The organism is Actinacidiphila sp. DG2A-62, from assembly GCF_035825295.1.
Classification (GTDB): domain Bacteria; phylum Actinomycetota; class Actinomycetes; order Streptomycetales; family Streptomycetaceae; genus Actinacidiphila.
Map to the genome: position 1 here is coordinate 7,932,600 of NZ_JAYMGI010000002.1, position 14,148 is coordinate 7,946,747.

Genomic DNA, 14,148 nt, shown 5'->3' on the forward strand with positions numbered 1-14,148 from the left:
CGTGGAGAACGACGGCACGGGTACCACCGCCCCCGCCCCGCAGGCACCCGCACGGGACGCGCCTGCTCCGGAGGCACTCGCACGGGACGCGCCTGCTCCGGAGGCACTCGCACGGGACGCGCCTGCTCCGGAGGCACTCGCACGGGACGCGCCTGCTCCGGAGGCACTCGCACGGGACGTGCCCGCTCCGGACGCCGCACCGGACCCGTGGGCCCGCCCCGGCGCCGCCGAACCGGCCCGCGCCGCCGGGCGGCGGCTCGCCGAGGAGGCCGAGCGCCTCGCGGTCGCGGCCGGCGACGCGGCGTCCGTGGTGGTGCGCGAGGTGCGCGCGATCGACGAACTCGACGCCGTGCACCGCCTGTACAACGCCATCTGGCGGCCCGACCCGCAGAGCCCGCCGATGACCGGCGAACTGCTGCGCGCGCTGGCCAAGTCGGGCAACTACGTCGGCGGCGCCTTCGACGGGGACGAACTCGTCGGCGCCTGCGTCGGGTTCTTCGGCGCGCCCGCCGAGGAGGCCGTGCACAGCCACATCGCCGGCGTCTCGGGCGCCGCGCGCGGGCGCAGCATCGGCTTCGCCCTCAAACTGCACCAGCGCGCCTGGTCGATGCGCCGCGGCGTGTCCGCGATCACCTGGACCTACGACCCGCTGGTGCGCCGCAACGCCTACTTCAACCTGGTCAAGCTCGCCGCCCGGCCCGAGGAGTACCTCGCCAACTTCTACGGCGGGATGCGCGACGGCATCAACGGCGACGACGACACCGACCGGCTGCTGGTGCACTGGCGGCTCGGCAGCGACCCGGTCCGCGCCGCCTGCGCGGGCCGCACCGAGCCCGCCGACGCGGCGGCCGAACGCGCGCGGGGCGCGCTGGTCGCGCTCGCCGCCGGCCCGGACGGCGGACCGCAGGCCGGTCCGGCGCGAGCCGCGGGCGCCGTCGGCGGCGGGGGATCGAGCGGCTCCCGCACCCTCCTGGTCGCCGTCCCGCCGGACATCGAGGGGATGCGGCTGGCCGAGCCCGGCCGCGCCAAGGACTGGCGCACCGCGCTGCGCGACGTCATGGGCGCGGCGATGGCCGACGGCGCCCGCGTCACCGGATTCGACCGCGCCGGCTGGTACGTGCTGGAGCACGCCGGCGCCCGTACGCAGGAGGAGCGATGAAGCTCGAAGGAGTCGAACTGCGGCGCATCGCCATGCCGCTGGTGTCCCCGTTCCGCACGTCCTTCGGCACCACCACGGTCCGCGAGGCGGTGCTGGTCAGGGTGGTCGCCGACGGGGCCGAGGGGTGGGGGGAGTGCGTGGCCATGGCGGACCCGCTGTACTCCTCGGAGTACGCGGACGCCGCGACCCAGGTGCTGGGCCGGTTCCTGGTCCCCGCGCTCGCCGCCTCCGGTCCGCTCAAGGCCCACCGGGTCGCCCCGGCGCTCGCCGCCTTCCAGGGCCACCGGATGGCCAAGGCGGCCCTGGAGACGGCCGTGCTGGACGCCGAACTGCGGGCGCAGGGGAGGCCGTTGGCCGACGAGCTGGGCGCGGTCAGGGACCGGGTGCCGTGCGGGGTGTCGGTGGGCATCATGGACTCGGTGCCCGAACTGCTCGACGCCGTCGAGGAGTACCTCGACGCCGGGTACGTCCGGATCAAGCTGAAGATCGAGCCCGGCTGGGACGTCGAGCCGGTCGCCGCGGTGCGCGAACGGTTCGGCGACGCCCTGGCGCTCCAGGTCGACGCCAACGCCGCCTACACCCTCGCCGACGCCCCCCGGCTCGCCCGGCTCGACGCCTTCGGGCTGCTGCTGATCGAGCAGCCGCTGCCGGAGGAGGACGTGCTCGGGCACGCCGCGCTCGCCCGCCGGATCAGCACCCCGGTCTGCCTGGACGAGTCGATCACCTCCGCCCGCGCCGCCGCGGACGCCATCACGCTCGGGGCGTGCGCGATCGTCAACGTCAAACCCGGCCGGGTCGGCGGCTACCTGGAGGCCCGCCGCGTCCACGACGTGTGCGCCGCGCACGGGGTGCCGGTGTGGTGCGGCGGCATGCTGGAGACCGGGATCGGCCGGGCCGCGAACCTCGCGCTCGCCGCCCTGCCCGGCTTCACCCTGCCCGGCGACACCTCCGGCTCCGACCGCTACTACCGCACCGACATCACCGAGCCGTTCGTGGTGCGCGACGGCCACCTCGACGTCCCCGCAGGACCCGGCACGGGCGTCGACCCGCTCGCCGGGGAACTGGCGCAGGTCACCAGGTCCACCCAGTGGCTGCCGGCCTGACCTGCGGACTACGCTGACGCTCCCGGCCTCGGCCTCGGAAGGTGCCGGTTCCATGACCACACACGCGCGTACCAGCCTCGGCCGGATCCTCGACGATCTCGGCGCCACCCTGCTGCACCCGCTCCACCCCGCCCCTCCCGGCCACACCGTGCCGACCGCGCGGCCCGGGGAGCCCGGGGGACCCGGGACGCCCGCCCGGTTCCCGGCCGCCGCCGTGCCCCCGGGACCCGCGGAGATCGGCGGGGTCGTCATCCACGACCCCGTCGACCGCCCGGCGCTGCCGCCGCACGCCCTGGTCCTCGGCGTCGGCCTCTACGATCCCGCGGACATCGCCGCCCTGCTGGCCGACCTGGGGCGGCATCAGGCAGCCGCCCTGGTGCTGCGCGAACCCGTGCCGGCCGACCCGCGGGTGGCCGCCGCCGCGCAGGCGTCCGGCGTCGCCGTCCTGGAGCTGACCCGCGGGGCCTCCTGGACGCAGGTCGCGGCCATGCTGCGGGCGCTGCTCGCCGAGGGCGACGTCGGGGTCGGCGACGCCGAGACGCTGGTCGGCACCCCGGCCGGCGACCTGTTCGCGCTGGCCAACGCGATCGCCGCGCTGCTCGACGCCCCGGTCACCATCGAGGACCGCAACTCCCGGGTGCTGGCCTTCTCCGGCAAGCAGGACGAGGCCGACGAGTCCCGCGTCGAGACGATCCTCGGCCGCCAGGTGCCCGAGCGGTTCTCGCGGGCGCTGACCGAGCGCGGCGTCTTCCGCGAGCTGTACCGGCACGACGAGCCGGTCTACGTTCCGCCGCTGCGGTCGGCCCCCGACACCTTCACCCTGCCGCGCGTGGCGGTGACCGTGCGGGCCGGCGACGAGGTGCTCGGCTCGATCTGGGTGGCGGTCCGCCGGCCGCTCGGCCCTGAGCGCTCCCGCGCGCTCCAGGACGCCGCCCGGCTGGTCGCCCTGCACATGCTGCGGCTGCGGGCCGGCGCCGACGTGGAGCGCCGGCTGCGCGCCGACCTGGTGAGCACCGCGCTGGAGGGCGGCGCGGGCGCGCGCGAGGCCCTGGTGCGCCTCGGGCTCGCCGGGCAGCCCGTCGTGGTGCTCGCCCTGGCCGTCCCCGACCGCGCGCGCGAGCCGCTCACGGTCGGCGACGACGCCGCCGCGACGACCGAGCTCCAGCGGCTCGCCGACGCGTTCGCCGTGCACCTGAGCGCCGCCCATCCGCGCTGCGCGGCCGCGGTGCTCGGCGACGTGGTCTACGGGCTGATGCCGGCGCGCACCGGCGGGTCCGCGGAGGACCGGGCCGACCGCCACGAGCGGGGCGACCGCGTGGGCGGCCGGGACCGGCCGGAGCGCGCCGACCGGGCGGCCGAGCGCGCCGCGGGCCGGGCCGGCGACCCGGGAGCCGACCGCGCGGACCGGGCGCTGCGGATCGCCACCGGGTTCCTCGACCGGGTCACCTCCCGCGCCGGCGCGGTGATCGGCGTCGGCCCGGCCGCCTCCGACGTGCGGGAGCTGGCCGGGTCGCGGGCCGACGCGGACCGCGCGCTGCGGGTGCTGCGCGCGGGCCGCAGCGCGCGCCGCGCGGCCCGGCTGTCCGACGTCCACGTGGAGGCGCTGCTGCTGGACCTGCGGGACCTCGTCGCGGCCCGCGGCGACCGGCCCACCGGGCCGGTGGCCCGGCTCGCCGCGTACGACGAGCGCCACCACACCGACCTGGTCGAGACGCTGCGGGCCTGGCTCGACGCGTTCGGCGACGTGGGGGTGGCCGCCGCCGCGCTGCACGTCCACCCCAACACCTTCCGCTACCGGCTGCGCCGGCTCACCGAGGTCGGCGGCATCGACCTCGCCGACTCCGAGGCCCGCTTCGCCGCGATGCTCCAGCTGCGCGTGCTGCCGCCGCGGCCCGCCGCCCCGTGACCGCCCCGGGCCCTCGCGGCCGGCGTCGGCACCGGCCCCGCCGCGGGCCGGCCTGTGGGATGGTGGGGGTGTGAACCTGGACGACCTGGCCCGGCTGCGCCGCGCACGCGACGTGATGGACCGCGACTACGCACAGCCGCTCGACGTCGCGGCGCTGGCGCGTACCGCCCTGATGTCCTCCGGCCACTTCTCCCGCAGCTTCCGCGCCGCCTACGGCGAGACCCCGTACAGCTATCTGATGACCCGCAGGATCGAGCGGGCCAAGGCGCTGCTGCGGCGCGGCGACCTGTCGGTCACCGAGGTCTGCTTCGCCGTGGGCTGCACCTCGCTCGGCACCTTCAGCACCCGCTTCACCGAGCTGGTCGGCGAGAGCCCCAGCGCGTACCGGGCCCGGTCGCACGACGACGGGGCGGACATCCCGGCCTGCATCGCGAAGATCCACACCCGTCCGGTCAGGAACACCGCGGGGGACGCCCGGAACGGCGGGCGGGCGGATGTCACACCCCGCCCGTAGCGTGGTCGCCATGGACATCAAGCTCTCGCAGTGCTTCATCGCCGTCGACGACCACGACAAGGCGCTCGCCTTCTACCGCGACGTGCTCGGGCTCCAGGTGCGCAACGACGTCGCGTTCGAGGGAATGCGCTGGACGACCGTCGGCTCGCCGTCGCAGCCCGGGGTGGACATCGTGCTGGAGCCGCCGCTGGCCGATCCCAACGCCTCGGCCGCCGACCGGCAGGCCATGGTGGAGCTGCTGGCCAAGGGCATGCTGCGAGCCGTGATCTTCACGACCGACGACGTGGACGCGCTCTTCGCCCGCGTCCGGGAAGCCGGCGCCGAGGTCGTGCAGGAGCCGGTCGACCAGCCCTACGGCGTCCGCGACTGCGCGTTCCGCGACCCGGCGGGGAACATGCTGCGGTTCAACCAGCCGCGCGCGACGTGAGCCGGACCGGCACCGGCGCGGGCCGGCCGGGCGGCCCGGGGAGCCCCGACGGCCCGGACGCTTTGGACTATCCCGCGGTGGCCGCCGCGCGGGCCGCGGACCTCGCGCAGTTGGACGCCGCGCTGGTGGACTGCCGGGCCTGCCCGCGCCTGGTGGAGTGGCGCGAGGAGGTGGGACGCACCAAGCGCCGGATGTACCGCTCCTGGGACTACTGGGCGCGGCCGGTGCCCGGCTTCGGCCCGACCGACGCGCCGCTCGCGCTCGTCGGCCTCGCGCCCGCCGCGCACGGCGGCAACCGCACCGGCCGCGCCTTCACCGGCGACCCCTCGGGCGACACCCTCTACGCCGCGCTGTACGACCTGGGCCTGGCCTCCCGGCCGGTGTCCGAACGGACCGGCGACGGGCTCGAACTGCGCGGGGTGCGGATCAGCATGCCGGTGCACTGCGCCCCGCCGGACAACCGGCCCACCACCGGCGAACGCGACACCTGCCGCCCCTGGCAGGCCCGCGAGCTGGAGCTGCTGCGGCCGACGCTGCGCGCCGCCGTGGTCCTCGGCGGCTTCGCCTGGCAGGCGCTGCTGCCCCAACTGGCCGCCGCGGGCTGGCGGATACCGCGGCCCCGCCCGGTCTTCGGCCACGGCGCCGAGGCGGTGCTGAGCGACGGCGAGCGGCGGCTGCACCTGATCGGCAGCTACCACCCCAGCAACCGGAACATGCAGACCCGCACGCTGACCCCGGCGATGCTGCGCGACGCGCTGCGCCGCGGCGCCCTCGCGGCGGGTCTGCCGGTGCGAGCGCCGGACGAGCCCCCGGCCGCCGACGCCCGCTCCGCCGGCACTCTGGCAGTCGGGGCTCCAGCAGGCGGCACACCGGCCGTGGACACTCCGGCCGCGGACGCACCGGCCGCGGGCATACCGGCCGTGGGCACACCGGCCGCGGGCACCCCGAACGACAGCGCCGCCGAGGTCCGCGCGGGCGACCGCGCACCCGGCGCCACCCGCGGCGGCGCGTCCGGCCCGGAGCCGGACGCGCCGCGCGGACTCAGCGGGCCCGGCGCGCGACCGTGAAGTGGTCGATGCGCTCGCCGGTCTCGGCGATCGCCGACACCGTCAGCGTCGACTCGCGGCCCGCGTGCGCCGGTTCGACGTCCACCGAAAGGAACGAGTAGCCGGTGTAGCGCACCCGCGACCAGTGCACGGTGTCGGTGACCTTGCCGCCGCCCTTCGCCGAGTGCCAGGTGGTCACCGAGTCCACCCGGTTCTCGTGGCCCTCGTAGGTGTCCGGGGCCGGGAAGCTGTAGAGGCTGCGGCCCGCGCCGCCGGCGGTGACGTAGACCGTGCCGTCGGTGGCCGGCCGGGTGGTGGCGCCGATCGGGACCTGGCGGGACACCGCGCCGCCGCGGATCGCGTCGGTCCGCTCGTACACGTGGTTGTGGCCGTTGACGACCAGGTCCACCTGGTGCTTCTCGAAGATCGGCACCCACTGCTCCTGCACGCCGCCGTCCGAGGCGTGCGAGGTGGTGGTCGAGTACGCGCAGTGGTGGAAGAACACCACCAGGAAGTCGATGCCGCGCTGCTTGCGGTACGCCGCCAGGGTGCGGTCCAGCCACGCGGTCTGCCCGCCGCCGGTGATGGCGTAGTTGGCCGGGATCTCGTAGGAGACGTCGTTGGCGTCGAGCGCGATCACCGCGGTGTTGCCGTAGACGAAGGAGTACGCGCCCGGCTGGTTCCTCGGGTCGTGGCCGTTGCGCGGCAGCGACCAGCGGGCCTCCTGGCCGCCGTAGCCGTTCGGCGAGTACCACGCCTCCATGTCGTGGTTGCCGGTGGTCACCATCCACGGCACCCGCGCCGCCACCGACTCGGTCTGCGCGAGGAACTGGTCCCAGGTGCGCGCGTCGTAGTCGCCGGAGTCGCTCTGCTGGCCCGAGCCGTCCGGGTCGGCGTAGCAGATGTCGCCCGCGTGCAGGTGGAACGCCGGGTTCCGGGCCAGGATCAGCGAGTCGTTGGCCAGCGCGTGGTAGCTCACGCCCTGGTCGCCGAAGGCGGTGAAGGTGAACGTGCCGGCCGCGCCGGCGCGGTGGTGAACGATCCGACGGTGCCGAGGGCGCCCCGGCCGGCCGGGTCGAAGCCGTCGTGGCCGACCCCGTAGTAGTAGGTGGTGTCGGGGCGCAGCCCGCCGATCGCGGCGTGCAGGTAGTACTGGTCGACCGGGGGCAGCTTGCTGTTCAGCAACTGCGGGGTGTGCAGCGCGCGCACCTCGGCCTCGATCTTGTGGCTCAGCGCCCACGGCTGCAGGCCGATCCGCACGAACGGCCTGCGCACCGCCAGCGGCACCTGCCAGGAGATGGTGAACTCGGAGCGGGGGTCCGCGCCGAACTGCAGGTGCCGGCCGAACGGCGCCACCACAGCGCCGTCCACGCCGTGCCCGGTCGCCGGGTGGCCCAGCAGCGCGGGCGCGGGGGAGTCGGCGTGCGCGACGCCGGAGAGCAGACCGGAGGCGGCGACCGTGCCGGCGGCCGCCATGCCGCCCATGACGACGCGTCGGCGCGAGAGCTTGGCGCGCAGGTACTCGTGCTGCTCCGCCATGCTCATCCGGGAGGCGGTGGTGGCGTCGATGCCCATGCCAGGAGTGTCCATGGCGGGCAATCTCGCACCGCCCGCCGACGCGCCGTCGACGGCGACGTGAACACCGCGCGGCGCGGCGGGGCCCGGCCGGCGGCCGACGTCCCACCCGCCCCACCGCGTCCCAGCGGCCCCGGGCGATGCGGCCCCGACCAGCCGGGCGTCCCTCAGAGCGACTCGCCCAGGCGCTCCAGCAGCGGCGCCGCCGCGCCCAGCCGGGCCAGCTCCTCGGCGGTGAAGTGCGCGGTGAGCGCCTGCGCGAGCATCGCGGTCTGCGCGTTGCGCTTGTCCTCCAGCGCCTGGTGACCGGCCGGGGTCACCGAGAGCACGGCCCGCCGGCCGTCGTTCGGGTCCGGCCGGCGCTCGATCAGCCCGCGCGCCTGGAGCGTGGCGAGCGTCGCGCCCATCGCCTGCGCGGTGATCTGCTCGCGCCGGGCCAGCTCCGACGCCGAGGCCGGACCCTGCCGGTCCAGCCGCGACAGCGCCTGCCGCTCCGGCATCGACAGCCCGCCGCCGACCGGCACCTGGCGGATGCGGCGCAGCAGCACGCCCACGCTCGTCAGCAGCGCCCCCGCGATCTGCTCCGGCTCGGCCGCCGCCCCCCGGGCCGACGCGGCCGGCTCCCGCCGCCCGCTGCCCTGCCCCCGTCCGTGCCCGTGCCCCGGGCGCCGGCCGCCGCGGACGAGGCGTCCGCGGCGCCGCCGGGCGCGACCGGGTGGGGCCCGCTGCTCTCACTCATGTCCGCAGGTTATGCGGTCGGACGTGCCCGCCGCACCGTGGCGGCCCGGGTCCGTTCGGGCGCAATGCGCGCCGCGCGGGTATGCGGAGCGCCACGGCGGGCAGCCGTGGCAGGAGTGAACGGCCGCGCGGCCGGGCGCGGTACAGGCACGGCGGAAGGCGGGCGGTGGAGTTGCGCACCTGGATTCGGGACTGGCCGGTCTACCGGCAGCTGACCGGCGACGACCCGCTCGGCCGCGGCGCCGCGGCGTCCTCCGCGCGCACCCGGGCGCTGCGCGCCCGCACCGCCACCGCGGACCGGGTGGTGAAGTCGATCTGCCCGTACTGCGCGGTCGGCTGCGCGCAGAACGTGTACGTCAAGGACGGGGCCGTCGTGCAGATCGAGGGCGACCCCGACTCGCCGGTCAGCCGCGGCCGGCTGTGCCCCAAGGGCTCGGCGACGCTCCAGCTCACCACCGGCGACGCGCGGCGCCACGAGGTGCTGTACCGCCGGCCGTACGCCACCGACTGGGAGCGGCTCGACCTGGACACCGCGCTGGACATGGTGGTCGACCGGGTGATCGCCACCCGCCGCGCGACCTGGCAGCAGGAGAGCGACGGCGTCCGGGTCAACCGGACGCTCGGCATCGCCAGCCTCGGCGGCGCCACGCTCGACAACGAGGAGAACTACCTCATCAAGAAGCTGTTCACCGCGCTGGGCGTGGTCCAGGTGGAGAATCAGGCCCGGGTCTGCCACAGCGCCACCGTCGCCGGGCTCGGCACCTCCTTCGGCCGAGGCGGCGCCACCACCTTCCTGCAGGACCTGCAGAACTCCGACTGCATCGTCATCGAGGGCTCCAACTTCGCCGAGGCCCACCCGGTCGGCTTCCAGTGGGTCATGGAGGCCAAGGCGCGCGGCGCCAAGGTGATCCACGTCGACCCCCGCTACACCCGCACCAGCGCCCTGGCCGACCTGCACGTGCCGATCCGGGCCGGCAGCGACATCGCCTTCCTCGGCGGCATCGTCAACCACGTCCTGACCCACGAGGCGGACTTCCGCGAGTACGTCCTCGCGTACACCAACGCCTCGACCATCGTCGGCGAGGACTTCCGCGACACCGAGGACCTGGACGGGATCTTCTCCGGGCTCGACGAGGAGACCGGCCACTACGACACCGCGACGTGGCAGTACCAGGGCGCCGAGGTGCAGGCCGCCTCCGGGGAGCGCGACGAGCAGTACGAGGAGCGCACCGGGGGCGGCAGGTCGGTGTCGCGGGCCGGCGGCTCGGAGTCGCACGGCTCCGGCGGCGCGGCGATCGGCGGCGACCCCGAGCGCGACCCGACGCTGCGCCACCCGCGCTGCGTCTACCAGATCCTCAAACGCCACTACGCCCGCTACACCCCGGAGATGGTCGAGGAGGTCTGCGGCATCCCGCGGGACACCTTCCTCGACGTGTGCCGCACCCTGGTGGAGAACTCCGGCCCGGACCGCACCAGCGAGTTCGTCTACGCCGTCGGCTGGACCCAGCACACCGTCGGCGCGCAGTACATCCGCACCGCCTGCATCCTGCAACTGCTGCTCGGCAACATCGGCCGGCCCGGCGGCGGCATCCAGGCACTGCGCGGCCACGCCAGCATCCAGGGCTCCAGCGACATCCCCACACTGTTCAACCTGCTGCCCGGCTACCTGCCGATGCCGCACGCCCACGCCCACGAGACCCTCGACGCGTTCATCGAGGCGATCCGCACCGACAAGGGCTTCTGGGGCGACATGCGGGCCTACATGGTGAGCCTGCTCAAGGCGTACTTCGGCGACGCCGCCACCGCCGACAACGACTACTGCTTCGACCACCTGCCCCGGCTGACCGGCTCCCACAGCACCTACGAGACGGTGCTGGCGCAGCTCGACGGCGTCTGCAAGGGCTACTTCCTGCTCGGCGAGAACCCGGCGGTCGGCTCGGCGAACGCCGCCATGCAGCGCCTGGCCATGGCGAAGCTGGACTGGCTGGTGGTGCGCGACTTCTCCCTCATCGAATCGGCGACCTGGTGGAAGGACGGCCCCGAGATCGCCACCGGCGAGCTGCGCACCGAGGACATCGGCACCGAGGTGTTCTTCTTCCCCGCCGCCGCCCACACCGAGAAGGCCGGCTCCTTCACCAACACCAACCGCATGCTGCAGTGGCACCACCCGGCCAAGGAACCGGACGGCGAGGCCCGCAGCGACCTGTGGTTCATGTACCACCTGGGCCGGCGCGTCAAGGAGCGGCTGAAGGACTCCGCCGACCCGTCCGACCGCCCGGTGCGGGACCTGGCCTGGGACTACCCGACGGACGGCCCGCTCGCCGAGCCCGTCGCGGAGGCGGTGCTCGCCGAGATCAACGGCCGCGACGCGGACGGCGCGCCGCTGAGCGCGTACACCCAGCTCAAGGACGACGGCAGCACCTCCTGCGGCTGCTGGATCTACTGCGGGGTCTACGCCGACGGCGTCAACCAGGCCGCCCGCCGCAAGCCGCACACCGAGCAGGACTGGGTGGCCGCCGAGTGGGCCTGGGCCTGGCAGGCCAACCGCCGGGTGCTGTACAACCGCGCCTCCGCCGACCCCGAGGGCAACCCGTGGAGCGAGCGCAAGGCGCTGGTGTGGTGGGACCAGGAACAGGGCCGCTGGACCGGCCACGACGTGCCCGACTTCGTCCCCGACCGGGCGCCGTCCTACCGGCCGCCAAAGGGCGCCACCGGCCCCGACGCGCTGCGCGGCGACGACCCGTTCATCATGCAGGCCGACGGCAAGGGCTGGCTGTACGCGCCCGCCGGGCTGGTCGACGGCCCGCTGCCGACGCACTACGAGCCGCAGGACTCGCCGGTCGCCAACCCGCTGTACGGTCGCCAGCAGCGCAACCCGGTCCGCCAGGCGTTCTCCCGGGAGCACAACCGCTTCCACCCCAGCGGCGCGGAGCCCGGCGCGGACGTCTTCCCGTACGTGGTCACGACCTACCGGCTCACCGAGCACTTCACCGCGGGCGGCATGACCCGCTGGTCGCCCTACCTGGCCGAGCTGCAGCCGGAGATGTTCTGCGAGATCTCGCCCGAACTCGCGGCCGAGCGCGGCCTGGAGCACACCGGGTGGGCCACCGTCGTCACCGCGCGCGGCGCCATCGAGGCGCGGGTGCTGGTCACCCGGCGGATGGCGCCGCTGACCGCGGGCGGGCGCACCGTCCACCAGATCGGCCTGCCCTACCACTGGGGACCCAACGGCTACACCACCGGCGACGCGGCCAACGAGCTGTCGGCCATCGCCCTGGACCCCAACGTGCACATCCAGGAGGTCAAGGCGCTCAGCGCCGACATCCGCCCGGGCCGCCGGCCACGCGGCCCCGAGCTGCTCGACCTGCTCGCGGACTACCGGCGGCGCGCCGGCATCACCGAGCACACCGGAACGGAGGTCAGGGGATGACGTCGATCATCGGCCGCAACCTGCTCGCGGGGGCCGAGCCCGACCCGGCCGGGGACGCCGGCCACGGCCCCGACCACCCGCCGCGGGTCGGCTTCTTCACCGACACCTCGGTGTGCATCGGCTGCAAGGCGTGCGAGGTGGCCTGCAAGGAGTGGAACGCCGTCCCCGAGGACGGCCTCGAACTGACCGGCATGTCCTACGACAACACCCAGGGCCTGGGCGCCGACAGCTGGCGGCACGTCGCGTTCATCGAGCAGGACCGGCCGGTGCGGGACCCGGGAGGCGCGGGCCCGCAGGCCGGCGCCGCGGCCTCCGGGATGCGCTGGCTGATGGCCTCCGACGTCTGCAAGCACTGCACCCACGCCGCGTGCCTCGACGTGTGCCCCACCGGCGCGCTGTTCCGCACCGAGTACGGCACGGTCGTGGTGCAGGAGGACGTCTGCAACGGCTGCGGCTACTGCGTCCCCGCCTGCCCGTACGGCGTGATCGACCAGCGCCAGGACGACGGCCGGGTCTTCAAGTGCACAATGTGCTACGACCGGCTCGGCGCCGGCCAGGAACCCGCGTGCGCCAAGGCGTGCCCCACCGACTCCATCCAGTTCGGGCCGCTGGACGAGCTGCGCGAGCGCGCCGCCGCCCGGCTCGACCGGCTGCACGAGGACGGCGTCGCCGACGCCCGGCTGTACGGGGACAGCCCGGACGACGGCGTGGGCGGCGACGGCGCCTTCTTCCTGCTGCTCGACGACCCCGAGGTGTACGGGCTGCCGCCGGACCCGGTGGTCACCACCCGCGACCTGCCGGCGATGTGGCGACACGCGGGCGCCGCCGCGGCGGCGCTGCTGGGAGCCGCGGCAGCGGTGTTCGCGGCACACGGGACGATCGGGAAGGGCGGCCGATGAGCACCTCGGACGTACGCAGGGACGGCGTCCACGGCGAGCGCCCCGGACGCGAGGCACGGCTCGCCCAGGACCTGCACGGCGACCGCTCGCGCGGCGACGGAGCGCCCGCGGACGGCGGGCCGCGGCGGCACGGCGGACCCGGCGGAGCCGGTGCCGGCGCCGGCAGCGGACGGGACGGCGGCCGCGAGGCCGGGCGGCGCGGCGGACGCAGGGGCCGGGGCGGCCGGCGCGGTGAGCAACTGATGGTGCCCGAGGCAGAGTTCGGCTCGTACTACGGCCGGCCGGTGATCAAGGAGCCCACCTGGAAGCCCTTGGACATCGCCGGGTACTTCTTCCTGGGCGGGCTCGCGGGCGCGGGCTCGGTGCTCGCCGCGGGCGCCGAGCTGACCGGGCGGCGCGGCATGGCCCGCGGCATGAAGATCTCCTCGGCGCTGGCCGTCTCGGCGTCCGCCGCCGCGCTCGTCCACGACCTGGGCCGCCCCGAGCGGTTCGTCAACATGCTGCGGGTCTTCCGCCCCACCTCACCGATGAGCATGGGCTCGTGGCTGCTGTCCGCGTACGGGCCGGCCGCGGGGGCCGCCGCGGTGCTCGACGTGTCCGGCCGGCTGCCGTCGCTGGGCCGCGCCGCGACCGCGGGCGCCGCGCTGCTCGGCCCGGCCGTCGCCGCCTACACCGCCGTGCTCGCCGCCGATACCGCGGTCCCCGCCTGGCACGGCGCCCACCGCGAACTGCCGTACGTGTTCGCCGGGTCGGCCACCGCGGCGGCGGCCGGCATGGCGCTGGCCGCGGCCCCCGTCGCCGAGAACGCGCCCGCGGTCAGCGCCGCGCTGCTGGGCGCCGCAGCGGAGACGACCGCGGTCGCCGTGATGGAACACCGTCTGGGCATGGTCGCCGAGACCTACCGCACCGGCGCCGCGGGCCGGCTGACCCGCGCGGCCCAGGTGCTGTCCGCGCTCGGCGCGGCCGGCGCGCTGCTCGGCCGGCGCAGCCGCCCGGCCGCCGTGGCCGCGGGCGCCGCCCTGCTCGGCGCCTCGGCGTGCACCCGCTTCGCCGTCTTCCACGCGGGCGTCGCCTCCGCCCGCGACCCCAAGTACACGGTCGTGCCGCAGCGGGAGCGCCTGGCGCGCCGCCGCCAGGAGCAGGCGGGGACGCCCGACACGGCCGACACGGCCCGCCCGGCCGACCAGGCCACGGCGGCCGGGCGGGCGGAGCAGGCGGGGGAAGCGGGCGAAGCCGGGGAGTCCTGACCGCGCGGCTGGCGCAGGCGGCCGGCCGCCCGGCTGCCCGACCGCTCGGCTGCCCGCGCGCCGGAGGCCCGACCTCGCCGGCCGCGCCGCGCGGCAGCCGTGGG

Annotated in this window: 9 protein-coding genes and 2 pseudogenes; 9 read left to right on the plus strand and 2 right to left on the minus strand. The window is 75.9% G+C overall.

All coding sequences use genetic code 11. The features are described from left to right. The first annotated feature begins 178 nt into the window (after positions 1-178). From VSR01_RS34935 to VSR01_RS34960, 6 genes and pseudogenes are all read left to right on the plus strand, one after another. A complete protein-coding gene (locus tag VSR01_RS34935; protein ID WP_326452982.1) occupies positions 179-1,159 on the plus strand; it encodes a GNAT family N-acetyltransferase in 981 nt (326 codons plus the stop codon). Next, complete coding sequence (menC, locus tag VSR01_RS34940; protein WP_326452983.1) at positions 1,156-2,262, plus strand: o-succinylbenzoate synthase; 1,107 nt, start codon at positions 1,156-1,158, stop codon at positions 2,260-2,262. The genes VSR01_RS34935 and menC overlap by 4 nt, the downstream gene beginning before the upstream one ends. 52 nt (positions 2,263-2,314) lie before the next feature. Continuing rightward, on the plus strand, positions 2,315-4,168 hold the full coding sequence (locus VSR01_RS34945; RefSeq protein ID WP_326452984.1) for a PucR family transcriptional regulator: 1,854 nt from the start codon (positions 2,315-2,317) through the stop codon (positions 4,166-4,168). Between the two features lie 70 nt (positions 4,169-4,238). Then, the gene (locus VSR01_RS34950; protein WP_326452985.1) at positions 4,239-4,682 is read left to right on the plus strand and encodes a helix-turn-helix transcriptional regulator; all 444 of its coding nucleotides are present in this window, start codon (positions 4,239-4,241) and stop codon (positions 4,680-4,682) included. A gap of 10 nt (positions 4,683-4,692) precedes the next feature. Then, positions 4,693-5,109: a VOC family protein gene (locus tag VSR01_RS34955; protein ID WP_326452986.1), complete on the plus strand. Its 417-nt coding sequence runs from the start codon at positions 4,693-4,695 to the stop codon at positions 5,107-5,109. A 62-nt stretch (positions 5,110-5,171) separates the two neighbouring features. Beyond that, positions 5,172-5,903: pseudogene (locus VSR01_RS34960) on the plus strand (uracil-DNA glycosylase); the annotation flags it as partial. Between the two features lie 247 nt (positions 5,904-6,150). On the opposite strand, the pseudogene VSR01_RS34965 reads toward VSR01_RS34960, so the two are convergent. Together VSR01_RS34965 and VSR01_RS34970 are read right to left on the minus strand one after the other, a co-directional pair. Continuing rightward, positions 6,151-7,745 (minus strand): annotated as a pseudogene (locus VSR01_RS34965) (fibronectin type III domain-containing protein). Between the two features lie 152 nt (positions 7,746-7,897). Beyond that, a complete protein-coding gene (locus VSR01_RS34970; protein WP_326452987.1) occupies positions 7,898-8,284 on the minus strand; it encodes a MarR family winged helix-turn-helix transcriptional regulator in 387 nt (128 codons plus the stop codon). 350 nt (positions 8,285-8,634) lie between these two features. On the opposite strand from VSR01_RS34970, the gene fdh reads away from it, so the two are divergent. The 3 genes from fdh to nrfD all read left to right on the plus strand — a co-directional run bounded on the left by fdh (position 8,635) and on the right by nrfD (position 14,044). Next, positions 8,635-11,898, plus strand: coding sequence for a formate dehydrogenase (fdh, locus tag VSR01_RS34975; RefSeq protein ID WP_326452988.1), 3,264 nt, complete (start codon positions 8,635-8,637; stop codon positions 11,896-11,898). Beyond that, a complete protein-coding gene (locus VSR01_RS34980; protein ID WP_326452989.1) occupies positions 11,895-12,797 on the plus strand; it encodes a 4Fe-4S dicluster domain-containing protein in 903 nt (300 codons plus the stop codon). Before fdh ends, VSR01_RS34980 begins: the two co-directional genes overlap by 4 nt. 242 nt (positions 12,798-13,039) lie before the next feature. After that, positions 13,040-14,044, plus strand: a complete 1,005-nt coding sequence (gene nrfD / locus VSR01_RS34985; RefSeq protein ID WP_326453977.1) for an NrfD/PsrC family molybdoenzyme membrane anchor subunit — start codon at positions 13,040-13,042, stop codon at positions 14,042-14,044. Positions 14,045-14,148: the final 104 nt, after the last annotated feature.